Origin of the sequence: Enterobacter cloacae complex sp. ECNIH7, assembly GCF_002208095.1 — a bacterium.
GTDB lineage: Bacteria > Pseudomonadota > Gammaproteobacteria > Enterobacterales > Enterobacteriaceae > Enterobacter > Enterobacter cloacae_M.
Genome location: NZ_CP017990.1, coordinates 4,935,614 through 4,951,770 on the forward strand (window position 1 = coordinate 4,935,614; position 16,157 = coordinate 4,951,770).

General features: G+C 57.9%; 16 protein-coding genes. 7 read left to right on the forward strand and 9 right to left on the reverse strand.

Annotation, left to right across the window (positions count from 1 at the left end):
- Positions 1–55 precede the first annotated feature (55 nt).
- Both yigI and rarD read left to right on the forward strand, forming a co-directional pair.
- Positions 56–523 (forward strand): acyl-CoA thioesterase YigI, encoded by a 468-nt coding sequence (gene yigI / locus WM95_RS24630; RefSeq protein ID WP_008501538.1) that lies wholly within the window; start codon positions 56–58, stop codon positions 521–523.
- 51 nt (positions 524–574) lie between these two features.
- Positions 575–1,471: an EamA family transporter RarD gene (gene rarD / locus WM95_RS24635; RefSeq protein WP_063408171.1), complete on the forward strand. Its 897-nt coding sequence runs from the start codon at positions 575–577 to the stop codon at positions 1,469–1,471.
- 83 nt (positions 1,472–1,554) lie between these two features.
- On the opposite strand, the gene corA is transcribed toward rarD, so the two are convergent.
- The 8 genes from corA to lptM all read right to left on the reverse strand — a co-directional run bounded on the left by corA (position 1,555) and on the right by lptM (position 8,484).
- Positions 1,555–2,505, reverse strand: a complete 951-nt coding sequence (gene corA / locus WM95_RS24640; protein WP_008501540.1) for a magnesium/cobalt transporter CorA — start codon at positions 2,503–2,505, stop codon at positions 1,555–1,557.
- Positions 2,506–2,656: 151 nt separating this feature from the next.
- Positions 2,657–2,713 carry a YsgD/CorL family protein gene (gene ysgD, locus WM95_RS27550; protein WP_212743980.1) on the reverse strand — a complete coding sequence of 19 codons (57 nt, stop codon included), beginning with the start codon at positions 2,711–2,713 and terminating at the stop codon, positions 2,657–2,659.
- Between the two features lie 149 nt (positions 2,714–2,862).
- Entirely contained in the window at positions 2,863–5,025 is a 2,163-nt protein-coding gene (gene uvrD / locus WM95_RS24650) for a DNA helicase II (RefSeq protein WP_032646073.1), read from the reverse strand.
- A 76-nt stretch (positions 5,026–5,101) separates the two neighbouring features.
- On the reverse strand, positions 5,102–5,818 hold the full coding sequence (gene yigB / locus WM95_RS24655) for a 5-amino-6-(5-phospho-D-ribitylamino)uracil phosphatase YigB (RefSeq protein ID WP_063408172.1): 717 nt from the start codon (positions 5,816–5,818) through the stop codon (positions 5,102–5,104).
- Positions 5,818–6,720 carry a tyrosine recombinase XerC gene (gene xerC / locus WM95_RS24660; protein ID WP_088544992.1) on the reverse strand — a complete coding sequence of 301 codons (903 nt, stop codon included), beginning with the start codon at positions 6,718–6,720 and terminating at the stop codon, positions 5,818–5,820. The genes yigB and xerC overlap by 1 nt, the downstream gene beginning before the upstream one ends.
- The gene (locus WM95_RS24665; protein WP_023309626.1) at positions 6,717–7,424 is read right to left on the reverse strand and encodes a DUF484 domain-containing protein; all 708 of its coding nucleotides are present in this window, start codon (positions 7,422–7,424) and stop codon (positions 6,717–6,719) included. The genes xerC and WM95_RS24665 overlap by 4 nt, the downstream gene beginning before the upstream one ends.
- Complete coding sequence (gene dapF / locus WM95_RS24670; RefSeq protein WP_063408173.1) at positions 7,421–8,245, reverse strand: diaminopimelate epimerase; 825 nt, start codon at positions 8,243–8,245, stop codon at positions 7,421–7,423. The genes WM95_RS24665 and dapF overlap by 4 nt, the downstream gene beginning before the upstream one ends.
- Positions 8,246–8,280: 35 nt before the next feature.
- Complete coding sequence (gene lptM / locus WM95_RS24675) at positions 8,281–8,484, reverse strand: LPS translocon maturation chaperone LptM (RefSeq protein WP_088544993.1); 204 nt, start codon at positions 8,482–8,484, stop codon at positions 8,281–8,283.
- Between the two features lie 135 nt (positions 8,485–8,619).
- Here lptM and cyaY point away from each other — a divergent pair, with 135 nt between their 5' ends.
- Positions 8,620–8,940 (forward strand): iron donor protein CyaY, encoded by a 321-nt coding sequence (gene cyaY, locus WM95_RS24680; protein ID WP_023333807.1) that lies wholly within the window; start codon positions 8,620–8,622, stop codon positions 8,938–8,940.
- A gap of 95 nt (positions 8,941–9,035) precedes the next feature.
- Here cyaY and cyaA read toward each other — a convergent pair whose 3' ends face one another.
- Complete coding sequence (cyaA, locus tag WM95_RS24685) at positions 9,036–11,579, reverse strand: class I adenylate cyclase (RefSeq protein WP_088544994.1); 2,544 nt, start codon at positions 11,577–11,579, stop codon at positions 9,036–9,038.
- A 350-nt stretch (positions 11,580–11,929) separates the two neighbouring features.
- Between cyaA and hemC the strand changes: the two genes are divergently transcribed.
- From hemC to hemY, 4 genes are read left to right on the forward strand one after another with little or no spacing between them, the layout of a single operon-like run.
- On the forward strand, positions 11,930–12,871 hold the full coding sequence (hemC, locus tag WM95_RS24695) for a hydroxymethylbilane synthase (RefSeq protein ID WP_033146903.1): 942 nt from the start codon (positions 11,930–11,932) through the stop codon (positions 12,869–12,871).
- Positions 12,868–13,608, forward strand: a complete 741-nt coding sequence (hemD, locus tag WM95_RS24700; protein WP_023309631.1) for a uroporphyrinogen-III synthase — start codon at positions 12,868–12,870, stop codon at positions 13,606–13,608. Before hemC ends, hemD begins: the two co-directional genes overlap by 4 nt.
- Before the next feature lie 20 nt (positions 13,609–13,628).
- A complete protein-coding gene (hemX, locus tag WM95_RS24705) occupies positions 13,629–14,825 on the forward strand; it encodes a uroporphyrinogen-III C-methyltransferase (RefSeq protein WP_023309632.1) in 1,197 nt (398 codons plus the stop codon).
- 2 nt (positions 14,826–14,827) lie between these two features.
- Complete coding sequence (gene hemY / locus WM95_RS24710; protein ID WP_063408174.1) at positions 14,828–16,027, forward strand: protoheme IX biogenesis protein HemY; 1,200 nt, start codon at positions 14,828–14,830, stop codon at positions 16,025–16,027.
- The last annotated feature ends 130 nt before the right edge of the window (positions 16,028–16,157 follow it).

A 16,157-nucleotide genomic window follows, 5' to 3' on the forward strand; every position in this document is an offset into this window, starting at 1 on the left:
CTTGTTGCCGAGGCATAAAATCAACATTTCGTTAACAATAAGGATGTGATGCCTCATGTCAGCCATGCTTACCGCCGAAGAAGTGTTAAAACTCGTGGGCGAGATTTTTGTTTACCATATGCCGTTTAACCGCGCGCTGGGACTGGAGCTGGAACGTTACGAGAAAGACTTTGCCCAGCTGAGCTTCAACAACCAGCCGATGATGGTAGGTAACTGGGCGCAAAGCATTTTGCACGGCGGCGTGATTGCCTCCGCGCTGGACGTGGCGGCAGGTCTGGTCTGCGTGGGCAGTACGCTGACCCGCCATGACACCATCAACGAAGACGAACTCCGGCAGCGTCTGGCGCGCATGGGCACCATTGATCTGCGCGTCGACTATCTTCGCCCGGGGCGCGGAAATCGCTTTACCTGTACCAGCAGCCTGCTGCGCGCGGGCAATAAAGTTGCCGTGGCGCGCGTTGAATTACACAACGAAGAACAGGTGTATATAGCCAGCGCAACCGCCACTTATATGGTGGGTTGAGGCGGCAAAATCGGGTAAAATTAATTCACTTTTTTGTAACGGATTTTCCCGATGGATGCTAAACAGACGCGGCAGGGCGTTTTACTCGCCCTTGCCGCTTATTTTATTTGGGGTATCGCCCCGGCGTATTTCAAGCTTATTGCCTACGTTCCGGCCGATGAGATCCTGACTCACCGCGTTATCTGGTCATTCTTCTTTATGATTGCGCTGATGAGCCTCAGCCGTCAGTGGTCGGGCGTCAAAACGCTGCTGCAAACCCCGAAAAAGATTTTCATGCTGGCGCTCTCAGCGGTGCTGATTGGCGGCAACTGGCTGCTGTTTATCTGGGCGGTGAATAATCATCACATGCTCGAAGCGAGCCTGGGGTACTTCATTAACCCGCTGGTGAATATCGTGCTGGGGATGATTTTCCTCGGGGAGCGCTTCCGCCGGATGCAGTGGGTGGCGGTGATTCTGGCCTTCTGCGGCGTACTGGTGCAGCTCTGGACCTTCGGCTCGCTGCCAATTATCGCCCTCGGCCTGGCGTTCAGCTTTGCCTTCTACGGCCTGGTACGCAAGAAGATTGCGGTGGAAGCGCAGACGGGGATGCTGTTCGAAACCCTGTGGCTGCTGCCGGTGGCGGCGATTTATCTCTTCGGCATCGCCGACAGCCCAACCAGCCACATGGGCAGCAACCCGTGGTCGCTGAACCTGATGCTGATGGCGGCGGGCGTGGTAACCACCATTCCACTGCTGTGCTTCACCGGTGCCGCGACGCGTCTGCGTCTCTCCACGCTGGGCTTCTTCCAGTACATTGGCCCGACGCTGATGTTCCTGCTGGCGGTGGTGTTTTACGGCGAGGTGCCGGGGGCGGATAAGATGGTGACGTTCGCCTTTATCTGGGTGGCGCTGGCGATTTTCGTTGCCGATGCGATTTATACCCAGCGCAGGGTGCGCAAAGGGCTGTGATGTTGCCCTCACCCTAACCCTCTCCCACAGGGAGAGGGAATTCGATCGTAAGGCGGGTAAGCGCAGCGCCACCCGCCAGATTTTTACAGCCAGTTCCGGCGCTTAAAGTACAGATACGGCGCCAGCCCCGCGAGGATCATAAAGATAATCGCCCCCGGGTAACCAAAGCTCCATTTCAGCTCCGGCATAAACTCAAAGTTCATCCCGTAGCTTGATGCCACCAGCGTCGGCGGCAGGAACACCACGGACACTACCGAGAAGATCTTGATGATGCGGTTCTGCTCGATGTTGATAAAGCCCATCGCCGCCTGCATCAGGAAGTTCACCTTCTGGAACAGAGATTCGTTGTGCGGCAGCAGGGATTCGATATCTCGTAAGATCTCACGCGCCTGCTCCAGCTGACCGCCCGGCAGACGCGCCTTGCGCACCAGGAAGTTCAGCGCGCGCTGGGTATCCATCAGACACAAGCGCACCTTCCAGCCGATATCTTCCAGCTCTGCCAGCGTGGAGAGCGCTTCGTCGTATTCATCGCCCTGATGGCCTTCCATGATCACGCGGCTAAGCTTTTCCAGATCGCTGTAGATGTTTTCAATTTCGTCCGCCAGCTGTTCAATTTTGGTCTCGAACAGATCGAGCAGCAGCTCGTAAGCGTTACCGTCCACCATTGCCTGGCTGCGGGCGCGCATGCGGTAGAGGCGAAATGCCGGCAGCTCGCGCTCGCGCAGGGTAAACAGACGGCCGTCGCGAATGGTAAACGCCACGGTGGAGTTACCCGCGTGGTCTTCCGCATCTTCAAAGAAGAAGAAGGAGTGAATATGCAGACCGTCTTCGTCTTCAAAAAAACGCGCGGATGCTTCGATGTCTTCCAGTTCCGGGCGGGTTGCCAGGCTTTGCCCCAGTTCAGATTGTACGCGAAGGCGTTCATCGTCGTCCGGCTCGACCAGATCCACCCATACGGCATCAATGAGGGGCTGTGACTCTTCGGCTTCAAGCCGAGTCAGTCGGTTATTTTCGAGTTGAAATGCGCTCAACATGACCGGGACTCCCAATGCAAAAAATATCGGACAGTTCGGTGGGCACACAGAAACAAATTGGGTTTCAGACCATTAAACAGCCTGACTCAGCGCGACGGGAATAATGCAGGTCGCTGACAACCACTAAGGCCATCAGCAAGAGGAGATAGCCTTAGGAGTTGTTCCTGGATGACAGGGAATTGAGCCAGTATCTACTGGGTGTGTCCAAGGCGAATGTCCTCTTAGCGTAATCGTGCGCGCATGTTACGCCAGCTATAACTGTGGCGTCAACACGCAACGGAACGCTGAAGGGCATTAATTGACCTTCACTGTATAAGGCTAGCAGATTATTACAAAATAATGATATTTTTCTGAATGTTAGACTGTTTCCAGCTTCGCATAGGCCGCCACCAGCCATTTGATCCCCTGCCCCTGGAACGCTACCTGCAGGCGGCTGTGCTCGCCGCTGCCTTCCAGATTCACAATGGTACCTTCGCCAAACTTCGAATGGCGCACGCGCTGGCCCAGCTTGTAGCCGGTGTCGGTTTCCGCAATCGGCGAACCCATGCGCTGATGGCTGACCGGACGGCTGATGCTCGCCCGCAGACGCACCTCTTCTACGCACTCCTCCGGCAGTTCGCCGATAAAGCGCGATGGACGGTGATAGACCTCTTTACCGTACAGACGTCGGGTTTCGGCGTAGGTTAGCGTCAGCTTTTGCATCGCGCGCGTCACGCCCACGTAGGCCAGACGACGTTCCTCTTCCAGACGGCCGCCTTCATCCAGCGACATCTGGCTCGGGAACATCCCCTCTTCCATCCCGACGATAAACACCTGCGGGAACTCCAGACCTTTGGCGGAGTGCAGGGTCATCAGCTGAACCGCATCCTGCCAGGTGTCCGCCTGCCCTTCACCCGCTTCCAGCGCGGCGTGGGAGAGGAACGCCTGCAGCGGCATCAGGTCTTCGTCTTCTTCGTTGTAGCTGAACTGGCGCGTTGCCGTGACCAGTTCCTCTAAGTTCTCAATACGGGTCTGGCCCTTCTCGCCTTTTTCCTGCTCGTACATGGTTCGCAGGCCGGAGTCTTTAATCACCCGGTCGGTCTGCACGTGCAGCGGCATGTCGGCGGTTTCCTGCGCCAGAGCGTCAATCAGCTCAAGGAAGCGCTGTAACGCGCTGGCGGCACGTCCGGCGAGCGCTTTTTCCTGCAGCAGCTCGCGGCACGCCTGCCACAGCGTCAGCTGGCGATCGCGCGAGGCCTGACGCACCACGTCCAGCGTGCGGTCGCCAATCCCGCGGGTCGGCGTGTTGACCACGCGCTCAAACGCCGCGTCGTCGTTACGGTTGGCAATGAGGCGCAGATACGACAGCGCATCTTTAATTTCCTGACGTTCGAAGAATCGCATGCCGCCATAAATGCGGTACGGCATGCTCACCTGCAGCAGCGCCTCTTCCAGCACGCGCGACTGGGCGTTGCTGCGGTAGAGAATGGCGCACTGCTCCAGCGCGCCGCCGTTGTCTTGCCAGGTTTTGATGCGGTTCACCACGAAGCGGGCTTCGTCGAGCTCGTTGAATGCGCAGTAAATCGAAATCGGTTCGCCGTCGACCCCGTCAGTCCAAAGCTTTTTACCCAGACGCCCGTTGTTGTTTTCAATCAGGGCGTTGGCCGCGCTCAGAATGTTGCTGGTTGAGCGGTAGTTCTGCTCCAGACGGATGGTTTCCGCGCCGGGGAAATCGTTGAGGAAGCGCTGGATGTTCTCCACCTGCGCCCCGCGCCAGCCGTAGATCGACTGGTCATCATCGCCCACGATCATCACCTTGCCGGTATCGCCGGCCAGCAGGCGGATCCACGCGTACTGGATGTTGTTGGTATCCTGGAATTCGTCCACCAGGATATTGGTGAAGCGTTCACGGTAGTGCTGCAGGATGTGCGGTTTGTTCAGCCACAGCTCGTGGGCGCGCAGCAGCAGCTCGGCGAAATCCACCAGACCGGCGCGATCGCACGCTTCCTGATAGGCCTTGTAGACGTTCTGCCAGGTCTGCTCGACCGGGTTGCCGAAGCTCTGAATGTGGTGCGGGCGCAGCCCCTCGTCTTTCTGGCCGTTGATGTACCACATCGCCTGACGCGGCGGCCACTGCTTCTCGTCGAGGTTCATCGCCTTGATCAGCCGTTTCAGCAGACGGAGCTGGTCTTCGCTGTCGAGGATCTGGAAATCCTGCGGCAGGTTGGCGTCCATGTGGTGTGCGCGCAGCAGGCGGTGCGCCAGGCCGTGGAAGGTGCCGACCCACATGCCGCCCTGGCTGGTGCCCATCAGTTGGGCGATGCGGTGGCGCATCTCCGCCGCCGCCTTGTTGGTGAACGTGACCGCCATGATGGAGTACGGCGAGCAGTTTTCCACGCTCTGCAGCCAGGCGATACGGTGAACCAGCACGCGCGTCTTACCACTGCCCGCTCCAGCCAGCACCAGCAGGTTGGTGCGCGAGGCGGCAACCGCGTCACGCTGTTTGTCATTAAGGCTGTCGAGCAGGTAAGAAACGTCCATTGGCACCGTCACGTCATGTCGGGCAGGCGAATAGCATTCGCCAAAACCCTGTTAATTTATACAGAACAATTGATGATTATATCAGCGTCGTGAGGGATGCCAACCGTGAAATTTCCACGTGCGGCAGAAGACGGCTATCGGAGGCGATCATCAGGTCAGCGTTTTCCGGCTTGATCCAGCAGGCCTGCATCCCGCAGCGGATGGCGCCGGCCACGTCTGTGGTCAGGTCATCCCCCACGTGCAGGATCTCACCCAGCGGCAGGTTAAGCTTATCTGCCGCCAGATGGTACATGTCACTGAACGGCTTCGCGCGCCCGTGAGGACCCGCACGCAGCACGAATTCAAAATAATCGCTGAGGCCAAACAGCTCCGGCTGGGCATTGCCGTTGGTGATCGCCACCAGCGGCCACTTTTCGGCAAGCTTCGCCAGCGTGTCGTGGGTTTCCTGCGGCACGTCGATGCGGCTGCGCCATTTAGCAAAGTTTTCCATGGCCGCTTCGGCCCCGATGGCCGCGTCCTGCGCGCTCAGGCCGGCATTAAGCATCGCCTGTTCAACCGCACGACGACGCCATTCGGTCACGTCGTGGTAAATGTCGGGCTCGGTTTCCCGCAGGGACTGACGGAGCTTCTGAAAGTCCTTGTTCTGCATCGCTTTCAGCGCGGGATGGTAGTTCTGCACAAACGCCAGCGACTCCTGCTCGGTACGCAGGATCACCTCGCGGTTGTCGTAAAGGGTGTCATCAAGGTCAAACGTCAGAGCTGAAATCTGACCAAGTGGGCGGTAAAAACGCATTATTTCCCCCGTTTGGCGCGTGGATGCGCCGCGTCATACACCGAGGCAAGGTGTTGGAAGTCTAAGTGGGTATAGATTTGAGTGGTCGACAGATTCGCGTGGCCAAGCAGTTCCTGCACGCCGCGCAGATCGCCGCTCGACTCAAGCATGTGTGTCGCAAAGGAGTGGCGCAGCTTGTGCGGATGAACGTGGCTGTTCAGCCCCTGCTTAATGCCCCACTCCGCAAAGCGCTTCTGGACGTTACGCGCGGAGATCCGCTTGCCGAGCTTCGACAGGAACAGCGCATCCTCTTCGCTGCCAAACAGCCCGCGCAGGTCAAGCCAGTGCTCAATCCAGGAAACTGCATTGCGGCCAATCGGCAGGCGGCGCTCTTTGCTGCCCTTGCCCATTACCCGCACTTCACCGGACTCCAGATCGAGGTGTTTGATATCAAGATTAACCAGCTCTGACAGACGCAGCCCGGCACCGTACATCACCTCCAGCATCGCGCGGTCGCGCACGGCGAGCGGATCGTTAAGGTCGATATCCAGCAGGCGGTTTACGTCGTCAACGTCGATATTTTTAGGCAGATGGCGCGGCGCTTTCGGCGTGGCGATCCCCTTTGCCGGGTTGGCTTTTAAGCCCCCCTGGCTGACCAGCCAGTCGAAGAAACTGCGCAGCGCCGAGAGCCTGAGCGCCAGGCTTGCCGGGCTGAGATTTTTTTTACGGCTACGCACGACGAACCCGCGTACCGTCGCAGCGTCACATTGTTGCCAGCTTTTCAGGCCGATTTCGTCGGCGATCTGCATGATGGCATCAAGCTGACGCTGGTAGTTGAGCAGGGTAATGGGGCTAAGCTGACGCTCCACGCCCAGATAGCGCAGAAAGCGCGAGACGTCAGTGGCGAGCAGTCCGTCCGTCATACGCGCTCAATCCAGCGCTCCAGCAGCTCGGGCAGCATCAGGGCGATCTCTTGTAACAGGTGCGTAGCTTGCCCCTGCTCATAATGATGCGCATCGCGGCTGGTAAATAACATGACACCCAGATCGCCATCGCGCCCCATCAGCGACATCGCCACCGAGCCAATCGCTTTAGCTTCCGGTAACACCACCAGCAGCTCAGGCCCGTTCAGCGGCCCCAGATAGTGGTGCTCATGGCCCAGACGCTGAATGCGCAGCGGTTCAAACGCCTGACGGCTAAGAGCCAGATGGGTGAACCCCGACGGTGCGCCAATGCGCCAGCGGTCAGGGAAAAGCCGAATCGTTGCGCCCGCCAGCCCCAGCTCGCGAGCCCAGCGGTGGAAGCGGCTGAGGAACTCGTCAAGACTGTGCGCCGACGCCAGACGCGCCTGCAGATGCAGCAGACGATAGAACAGGCTTTCGTTGGTGCTGGCCTGCTCCATCAGCAGCGTCATGTTCTCTTCTAGCTGATTGATGTGGTTGCGCGAGCGCGCCATGTGCCATTCGACCAGCGACACGGTCCCGCGAACCGGATGCGGCACGCGCATCTCTTCGACGACGCGTGCATTGCGAATAAAGAACTCAGGATTGCGCAGCAGATAATCAACAACAGCTCTGTCGTCCAGTTCCGTCACTGTTTCCTGCAGTTCTTCCCCTGGTTGTTTCATAGATGGATAAACCCGTCATAGACATGTGCCGCCGGGCCCGTCATATACAGTGGATGACCCGGTCCTTTCCAGGCGATATCAAGGCGACCGCCCGGTAACTCCACGCGAACCTCTTCTGCCAGTAACCCCTGAGAGATGCCAACGGCCACCGCTGCACAGGCGCCGCTTCCGCAGGCCTGAGTCTCGCCCGCGCCGCGCTCGTAAACCCGCAGGCGAATGTGCTCGCGCTTCACCACCTGCATAAAGCCGATGTTCGCGCGCTCCGGGAAACGTTCGTGGCTTTCCAGCATCGGGCCGAGCGTTTCGACCGCGGCGGTTTCCACATTATCAACCTGAATCACGCAGTGTGGGTTACCCATTGAGACGACGCCGCACAATACTGTCTGCTCGGCCGCACGCATAATATAGGTCTTTTCCGCTTTGTTTGCGCGAAACGGCACGACGGAGGGCTCGAAGTTAGGCTCGCCCATGTTCACGCGCACCAGCTCATCATCGGTGACGCTGAGCACCATGCGGCCATTGGCCGTGCTGACGCGAATATCACGCTTGTTGGTCAGCCCTTTCAGGCGGACAAAGCGGGCAAAACAGCGCGCGCCGTTGCCGCACTGGTTAACTTCGCTGCCGTCCGCGTTAAAAATACGGTAGTGGAAATCGAGGTCGGGATCGTACGGTGGCTCGACCACCAGCAGCTGATCGAACCCCACGCCCAGATGCCGATCCGCCAGGCGACGGATCAGTTCCGGGGAGAAAAACACATTCTGCGTTACCGCGTCGACGACCATAAAATCGTTGCCAAGGCCATGCATTTTAGAGAACTGCATCATTTGCTCCATTGCGCGGGTACAGAACGTTGTCGTCAGAGATTAACCTGAGTCGGGCCACCGTTATCGCCACGATCGTTAGTATTTGGCGTGGTGGACTCAATGCCGCTTTGCGCGTGTTTCGTCGGCGGCGGCGCGGTTTTATCCGCAGGTGGGAAGTACAGTGGTCCCTTCAGTCCGCAGCCAGTCAGGCTAAACAGCGTGATGAGAACGGCAAGCGTTCGGAAAGCGTTTTTCATTATAAAGTTGCCCGTAAGTTCAAATCTGTTTCTATCATCGCAGGAGAAGACACAAAAGCAAGAGTTTGCCGCTTTCCTGCAACGGGAATTATTTAGGGTTATACTGCCGGCATCACGAAAAACAGGAACAAAACCATGAACGACAGTGAATTCCATCGCCTTGCCGACAACCTGTGGATGACCATCGAAGAGCGTCTTGACGACTGGGATGGCGACAGCGATATCGATTGTGAAATCAACGGCGGCATTCTGACCCTGAGCTTCGAAAATGGCAGCAAAATTATTATTAACCGCCAGGAGCCGCTTCACCAGGTGTGGCTGGCCGCGAAACAGGGCGGCTATCATTTCGATCTGAAGGACGGGGAATGGGTTTGCGACCGCAGCGGCGTACCGTTCTGGGATCTGCTGGAACAGGCGGCGACCGCGCAGGCGGGTGAGGCTGTGAGTTTCAGATAGTTTTGGTGCCGGGTGGCGCTGCGCTTACCCGGCCTACGGGTTCGAGCTGTTGTAGGCCCGGTAAGGCGTAGCCGCCACCGGGCGAGCGAAAAGGCTCAGGAGAAATACTGTTGCAGCAGCGGCGCGGTGTCCTGATTGGCAGGCGCGGCAGGCGTTACGGCCTGGGTGCGGAACGGGATCACCTGCGTACGACCGTCGACGTTCACAATCTGGTAGAACTGCGGCAGGTTAAAGTTGATAAAGCTTGAGCCGTAGGTGAAACGGTCATGCGAAGAGGAGTAGAAGCGGCTGACGTCGCGCACCAGCTCCTCTTTACTGCCTTCACAGTGGTGATACACCTCGGCGCGGTTGGTTTCATCCAGAATGTAGATGTTGAACCCGGCATCGTCGCCCGACTCTTCAAAGAAGAACTGAATAATCCCTTCGCTGGCGAATCCGTCCACCACCTGCGGGAGCTTAACGTGGTTGGTTTCCACCTGCACCGACAGGCCATGCAGCTTGTTGTGTGAAATCGCGCCGTAGAACTCGATGGCGTTTTCCAGCTTCTGTACCGACACGTTCAGGCGTTCGAAGAACAGGCCCCAGGTCTGGCCGGAGACGCGCAGCGCTTTAAAGCGCCCGGTTTCCTGACGGGTACTGGAGAGACGCAGTTCGATACACTCAGAAACCAGCTGCTGCACGCGGGTACGAATTAAACCGCGCAGGTGCTGGCTGTAGCAGAACACCTCAACGCTGTCCGGCGGTGCGGCATCCTGGTGCATCTTGCCGAGAATCGTTTTCAGCGCTTCGATCATCGCCTGCTCGCCGTTGAAATGCAGGGTACGCACTTCGTTCCACGAGTTGCGGTACAGCAGATCCACGCTGCCTACCAGGCAGTTTTGCTGCTCACCAAAGCTGAAGACGTCCAGCTTGCGGAAGTCAAAGTGAACTACCTGATTGCGGAAGGCCGCCGTCGGGTCGTATTCCAGGTTGACGATAATCGCCAGATGGCGAATCTCGCACGGGCTGTAGAGCGCTTTAGGCGTTGGGGCAGGCAGACGCAGCGGGAAGTGGTGCGACACATCCGCGACCATCTCCTGCAGCTTAGCGAGATCAACCACCTCGTTGCCTTTGATAAACAGGCGCGTGCGCGAGGTCAGCAGGCCGTTAAACCAGGCCCAGGCCACCAGCTTGTTCAGGTAGCGGTTATACTCCAGCGGCTGATGGCTGATGATTGAGTCCATGCTTGGCGCACGGTTATACAGATACCATCCGGTGCGGTTTGCGCGGCCCAGCGGCACGTAGATAAAGGTCAGATTCGGTTCTGACAGGTCTGGCGAAATCTGCGGGTTAACCAGGGTGACTTTACCCGGCAGCGCTTCAAACGCGGCATACAGCTTACGGGTTAATACCCCGATGTCCTGCGGGCTGGCGGAAACGCTGAGGTTGTTACGGCGCGCAAAGCGGATCAGGTTACGATAGCTTTGCATCATCGCATCGAGCAGTTCGTTGTGCGCTTCACGCACCTGATCGATTTTCCAGTTGGCCCGGTTGTCGAGCATGGACAGACGCGCTTCGTCCCATCCCCACTCTTTCACTAACTGACTGACCACTTCACGACGCCAGCCCACGCAGGCGCGCTCGCGGCTCAATTTCTCACAGACTTTGAGATAGAAACATCGACGCACCAGATCCAGACGCGTGGTGTCATCAATGGCTTTCAGGTATTCGGTCACGCGCTCCAGCATCATGCAGTAGGCGTCCAGCCCGAAGGAGACGATCTCCCCGTCGTGCAGACGTTGCTTGATATCTTTCGCCAGCAGGCGAGGCGTGGGGTATTCCCAGGAATAGGCTTCCAGCAGCAGCGTTTTCAGCACCGCTTTGTACGGCGAGTCGATACTTTTATAGAGCTGCCAGAGGCTTGCGCCAAAGTACTCTTCTGCTGACAGAGAGCTCAGACCGCCGAGGTCCAGCCATTCGTTTGGCGTCAGTACGCCCTGCGCGTAAAGCGACATGACGTAGTCATCGTAATGCTCTTCTTCTTCGCACGGGACCATATTCCACAGAATACGCTTCCCGGCCAGACGCACGGCAGTACGGTAAAATTCATCCAGCAGTAAGATGTGCTGAGTCGAGCCGCAGTCCTCACCACCCAGACTGCCGCTTTCGTTATGGCGGAAACGGTTTTCATCAATCAGGAAGAAGCTTACTTCCACGCCGAGCGAGGCCGCCCAGCTCTCCAGCAGGCTGCACTTGCGCTGCAGCAGCTGACGCTCGTCGTTATCGAGCCAGGACTGATGGCAGACCCAGATGTCCAGGTCCGAAGAACAGCTTTGCCCTACCGATGAGGTGCTCCCCATCGAGTAAACGCCGGTAATCGGTAGTTCACCTTTTGGAGACTCCTGTGGCGGCATGCCGCGGTAGAGTTCCAGTTCGTTGAGGTAATGCTGTTGGGTTTCATCAGGCGTGAAAAGGCAAATGCCCTGGGGAACGTTACCGTCAAGGTAGCCAGGCATCAGCGGATGGTGATAGTGCAATAATGTCGGCAGCAGACTGTATACCTGCTGGAAAGCAGGGCCCATGGCAGCAAGTGCGCGATCCACACGCAGTTGATTAATGGCATCCAGTCTCTGTTTCAGAGTCTCAATATAGAGGTACAAGACGTATCGCCTGATGTTTCCGGGCGTCGCAAGCTATTCAAAACACGAATAACAGCGGACCCGCAGTATTTCAAAAAGATAACCGTTACCCTTTTTCGCCCTTATCATTTTTGGTGGTACCGACGAAAAAATGGTCTAAAACGTGATCAATTTAACACCTTGCCGGTTGACCGTAAAGAAAGATGCGCTACATACAAGTGTAGCACCGTTCTGTACGTGTAAATTCCTGAATACGGCTATGGCTGACGAATACGCCGCCCTGTCCCTCTCGCGCTTCATCAACCGTAAAACTGCCATCCCAGAGTCAACAATGTTAGGATGGTTAGCGATTGATAATGACGGTAACAAGCATGTTAGACAATGTTTTGAGAATTGCCACACGCCAAAGCCCCCTCGCGCTCTGGCAGGCACATTATGTGAAGCAGCGCCTTGAAGCCTGCCACAGTGGATTGCGCGTCGAGCTGGTGCCGATGGTCACGCGCGGTGACGTGATCCTTGATACGCCCCTGGCGAAAGTGGGCGGCAAAGGCCTGTTTGTCAAAGAACTGGAACTGGCATTGCTTGAGAACCGCGCCGATATCGCCGTACATTCGATGAAAGACGTGCCCGTCGAGTTCCCGGAAGGGCTGGGGCTGGTGACCATCTGCGAGCGCGAAGATCCGCGTGATGCGTTTGTCTCTAACCACTATGACTCGCTCGACGCGCTGCCGGAGGGTAGCGTGGTTGGCACGTCCAGTTTACGCCGTCAGTGTCAGCTGGCAGAGCGCCGTCCTGACCTGATCATTCGCTCGCTGCGCGGTAACGTCGGCACGCGTCTTGGCAAGCTGGATAACGGCGATTACGATGCCATTATCCTCGCCGTTGCCGGCCTGAAGCGTCTGGGGCTGGAGTCGCGCATTCGCGTGGCGTTGCCGCCAGAGCTGTCGCTGCCGGCCGTGGGCCAGGGTGCCGTCGGCATCGAGTGTCGTCTGGACGATGCGCGTACCCGCGAACTGCTCGCGCCGCTGAACCATGACGAGACCGCTATTCGCGTAAAAGCCGAGCGTGCGATGAATACCCGCCTCGAAGGGGGATGCCAGGTACCGATTGGCAGCTATGCTGAATTAACAGAAGGCGAACTGTGGCTGCGCGCGCTGGTGGGCGCCCCGGACGGTTCGCAGATGGTACGCGGCGAACGTCGCGGTAAAGCGCAAGATGCCGAGCAGCTTGGCGTGTCGCTGGCTGAAGAGCTGCTGGATAACGGCGCCCGCGAGATTCTGGCTGACGTTTATAATGGAGAGCCCCCTGCATGAGTATTCTTGTCACCCGCCCTTCTCCCGCAGGAGAGCAGTTAGTGAGCCGTCTGCGCGCACTGGGGCAGGTGGCCTGGAGTTTTCCGCTCATTGAATTCTCCCCCGGTCGGGAGCTCTCCGCGCTCGCCGACCAGATGAATACTCTTCAAGAAGGCGACCTGCTGTTTGCGCTGTCGCAACATGCCGTGGAATTTGCCCACGCGCAGCTGCAACAGCAGGGTTTGACCTGGCCAGCCGCCCCCCGCTATTTCGCGATTGGCCGCACAACGGCACTGGCGCTGCATACCGTAAGCAGCGTGGACGTTTGTTACCCGTTAGATCGGGAAATCAGTGAAGTCTTGCTACAATTACCTGAATTACAAACTATTGCCGGAAAGCGCGCGCTCATTTTGCGCGGTAACGGGGGCCGCGAGCTGCTGGGCGAAACGCTGCGTGAACGTGGTGCAGACGTGACGTTCACTGAGTGCTATCAGCGTTGTGCAAAACACTACGATGGCGCGGAAGAGGCGATGCGCTGGCACGCGCGCGGCATTAATACGCTGGTGGTCACCAGCGGTGAAATGTTACAACAGCTTTGGTCGCTGATACCGCTCTGGTATCGCGAAAACTGGTTACTCCGCTGTCGGCTTCTGGTCGTCAGTGAGCGTCTGGCGAACCAGGCCCGGGAACTGGGCTGGCAGGATATTCGGATCGCTGATAACGCCGACAACGATGCGCTGCTGCGCGCATTACAATAACTCTCAAATGGGAAGCCATAATGACGGAACACGACAAATCCTCCGCCGTGGTTGAAGAGACCAGGGAGACTGTGGAGACGACGCCACAGCCAGAGACGACAGAGAAAACCGCTGAGAAGAAAAACGGCAGCAACAAAACGAGCCTCGCGCTGAGCGCGATTGCCATCGCCATTGCGCTGGCTGCAGGGGTTGGCCTGTACGGTCTGGTGAAGCAACAGGGCGCTAACCAGACGTCCACCAGCGATGCGCTGGTGAATCAGCTCACTGCCCTGCAAAAAGCGCAGGAGACGCAGAAAACCGAGCTGGAAACGGTGATTAAGCAGCAGGCCGCCGCGCTTGCCGAGGCGAACCGCAAACAGGAAGAGCTGGCTAAACAGCTGGGCGACGTGCAGCAGAAAGTCGCCACGATTTCCGGTACCGATGCCAAAACCTGGCTGCTCTCGCAGGCTGACTTCCTGGTGAAGCTCGCCGGACGTAAGCTCTGGAGCGATCAGGACGTTACCACTGCCGCCGCGCTGCTGAAAAGCGCCGATGCGAGCCTGGCAGACATGAACGACCCGAGCCTCATTACCGCACGTCGCGCGATCACCGAAGACATCGCCAGCCTCTCCGCCGTCTCGCAGGTGGATTACGACGGCATTATCCTCAAGGTGAACCAGCTGTCGAATCAGATTGATAACCTGCAGCTGGCGGATAATAACGACGACGACTCCCCGATGGATTCCGACGGTACCGAGCTTTCCAGCTCCCTGAGCGAATGGCGCATAAACCTGCAGAAAAGCTGGCAGAACTTTATGGACAGCTTCATCACTATCCGCCGTCGCGACGAAACCGCCGTGCCGCTGCTGGCGCCGAACCAGGATATCTATCTGCGCGAGAACATCCGTTCCCGCCTGCTGGTTGCGGCTCAGGCCGTGCCGCGTCATCAGGAAGAGACCTACAAACAGGCGCTGGATAACGTCTCAACGTGGGTACGCGCCTACTACAACACCGATGATGCGACGACCACCGCCTTCCTCGAAGACATTGATAAGCTGAGCCAGCAGAACATCACCATGAACGTGCCGGATAAGCTGGCCAGCCAGCCGATTCTGGAGAAACTGATGCAAACGCGCGTACGTAACCTGCTGGCGCAGCCGGGCGTACCGGCAGAGCCGTCGGGCGGAGCGGCACCTGCCCCGGCTCCGGCGCCTGAAAGCGCACCGCAAGGAGAGTAATGATGCTAAAAGTTCTCTTACTCTTCATCCTGCTGATCGCCGGGATCGTGCTGGGCCCCATGCTTGCGGGCCATCAGGGTTACGTCCTGATCCAGACCGATAACTACAACATTGAAACCAGCGTAACCGGCCTGACGATCATTCTGATCCTCGGCGTGGTGGTGCTGTTTGCGATCGAGTGGATCCTGCGCCGCATTTTCCGCACCGGTGCCCACACGCGCGGCTGGTTCGTTGGACGTAAACGCCGCCGCGCCCGTAAACAAACCGAGCAGGCGCTGCTTAAGCTTGCCGAGGGTGACTATCAGCAGGTTGAAAAGCTGATGTCGAAAAACGCTGACCATGCTGAACAGCCGGTGGTGAATTATCTGCTCGCAGCCGAAGCGGCGCAGCAGCGCGGTGACGAAGCCCGCGCTAATCAGCATCTGGAGCGGGCGGCAGAGCTGGCGTCCGGTGACCCAATTCCTGTGGAAATTACCCGCGTCCGCCTGCAGCTGGCACGCAATGAGAACCACGCGGCTCGCCACGGTATCGATCGCCTGCTGGAAGTTGCGCCACGTCATCCGGAAGTGCTGCGTCTTGCCGAGCAGGCGTATATTCGTACCGGCGCCTGGGGTTCGCTGCTGGACATCATTCCGTCGATGGCGAAAGCCGAGGTGGGCGACGATGAACATCGTGATGAGCTTCAGCGTCTGGCATGGATTGGCCTCATGGATCAGGCGCGCGCCGACCTGGGCAGCGACGGTCTGAAAACGTGGTGGAAGAATCAGAGCCGTAAGACGCGCCAGCAGGTTCCTCTGCAGGTCGCAATGGCGGAACATCTTATTGAATGTGACGATCATGACACGGCTCAGGAGATCCTCCTCGACGGCCTGAAGCGCCAGTATGACGATCGTCTGGTGATGGTGATCCCGCGCCTGAAAACCAATAATCCTGAGCAAATCGAAAAAGTGCTGCGTCAGCAGATTAAAAGCGTCGGCGATCGTCCGCTGCTGTGGAGCACCCTCGGTCAGTCGTTAATGAAGCATGGCGAATGGCAGGAGGCGAGCCTCGCCTTCCGTGCGGCGCTGAAACAGCGTCCGGACGCGTTTGACTACGCGTGGCTTGCCGATACGCTGGACAAGCAGCATAAGCCGGAAGAGGCAGCCGCCATGCGGCGTGACGGATTGCTGCTAACGCTGCAAAATAACGGTACGCCGCAGTAAATAAAAAGGAGGCCAGAGGGCCTCCTTTTTTTATCGCCTTTCTCCTGCTACATTCTTTGCACCCACATCCGCAAACGAATCCGCCAATGTAACGATGTCTTTTCATTAACCTTTTTTCACACACGCGCAC

What these genes read in the sequence shown, in the direction of transcription:
- yigI (WP_008501538.1), top strand. Translation starts at nt 56, where the DNA reads ATGTCAGCCATGCTTACCGCCGAAGAAGTGTTAAAACTCGTGGGCGAG.
- rarD (WP_063408171.1), top strand. Translation starts at nt 575, where the DNA reads ATGGATGCTAAACAGACGCGGCAGGGCGTTTTACTCGCCCTTGCCGCT.
- corA (WP_008501540.1), bottom strand. Translation starts at nt 2,505, where the DNA reads ATGTTGAGCGCATTTCAACTCGAAAATAACCGACTGACTCGGCTTGAA.
- uvrD (WP_032646073.1), bottom strand. Translation starts at nt 5,025, where the DNA reads ATGGACGTTTCTTACCTGCTCGACAGCCTTAATGACAAACAGCGTGAC.
- yigB (WP_063408172.1), bottom strand. Translation starts at nt 5,818, where the DNA reads ATGCGTTTTTACCGCCCACTTGGTCAGATTTCAGCTCTGACGTTTGAC.
- xerC (WP_088544992.1), bottom strand. Translation starts at nt 6,720, where the DNA reads ATGACGGACGGACTGCTCGCCACTGACGTCTCGCGCTTTCTGCGCTAT.
- WM95_RS24665 (WP_023309626.1), bottom strand. Translation starts at nt 7,424, where the DNA reads ATGAAACAACCAGGGGAAGAACTGCAGGAAACAGTGACGGAACTGGAC.
- dapF (WP_063408173.1), bottom strand. Translation starts at nt 8,245, where the DNA reads ATGCAGTTCTCTAAAATGCATGGCCTTGGCAACGATTTTATGGTCGTC.
- lptM (WP_088544993.1), bottom strand. Translation starts at nt 8,484, where the DNA reads ATGAAAAACGCTTTCCGAACGCTTGCCGTTCTCATCACGCTGTTTAGC.
- cyaY (WP_023333807.1), top strand. Translation starts at nt 8,620, where the DNA reads ATGAACGACAGTGAATTCCATCGCCTTGCCGACAACCTGTGGATGACC.
- hemC (WP_033146903.1), top strand. Translation starts at nt 11,930, where the DNA reads ATGTTAGACAATGTTTTGAGAATTGCCACACGCCAAAGCCCCCTCGCG.
- hemD (WP_023309631.1), top strand. Translation starts at nt 12,868, where the DNA reads ATGAGTATTCTTGTCACCCGCCCTTCTCCCGCAGGAGAGCAGTTAGTG.
- hemX (WP_023309632.1), top strand. Translation starts at nt 13,629, where the DNA reads ATGACGGAACACGACAAATCCTCCGCCGTGGTTGAAGAGACCAGGGAG.
- hemY (WP_063408174.1), top strand. Translation starts at nt 14,828, where the DNA reads ATGCTAAAAGTTCTCTTACTCTTCATCCTGCTGATCGCCGGGATCGTG.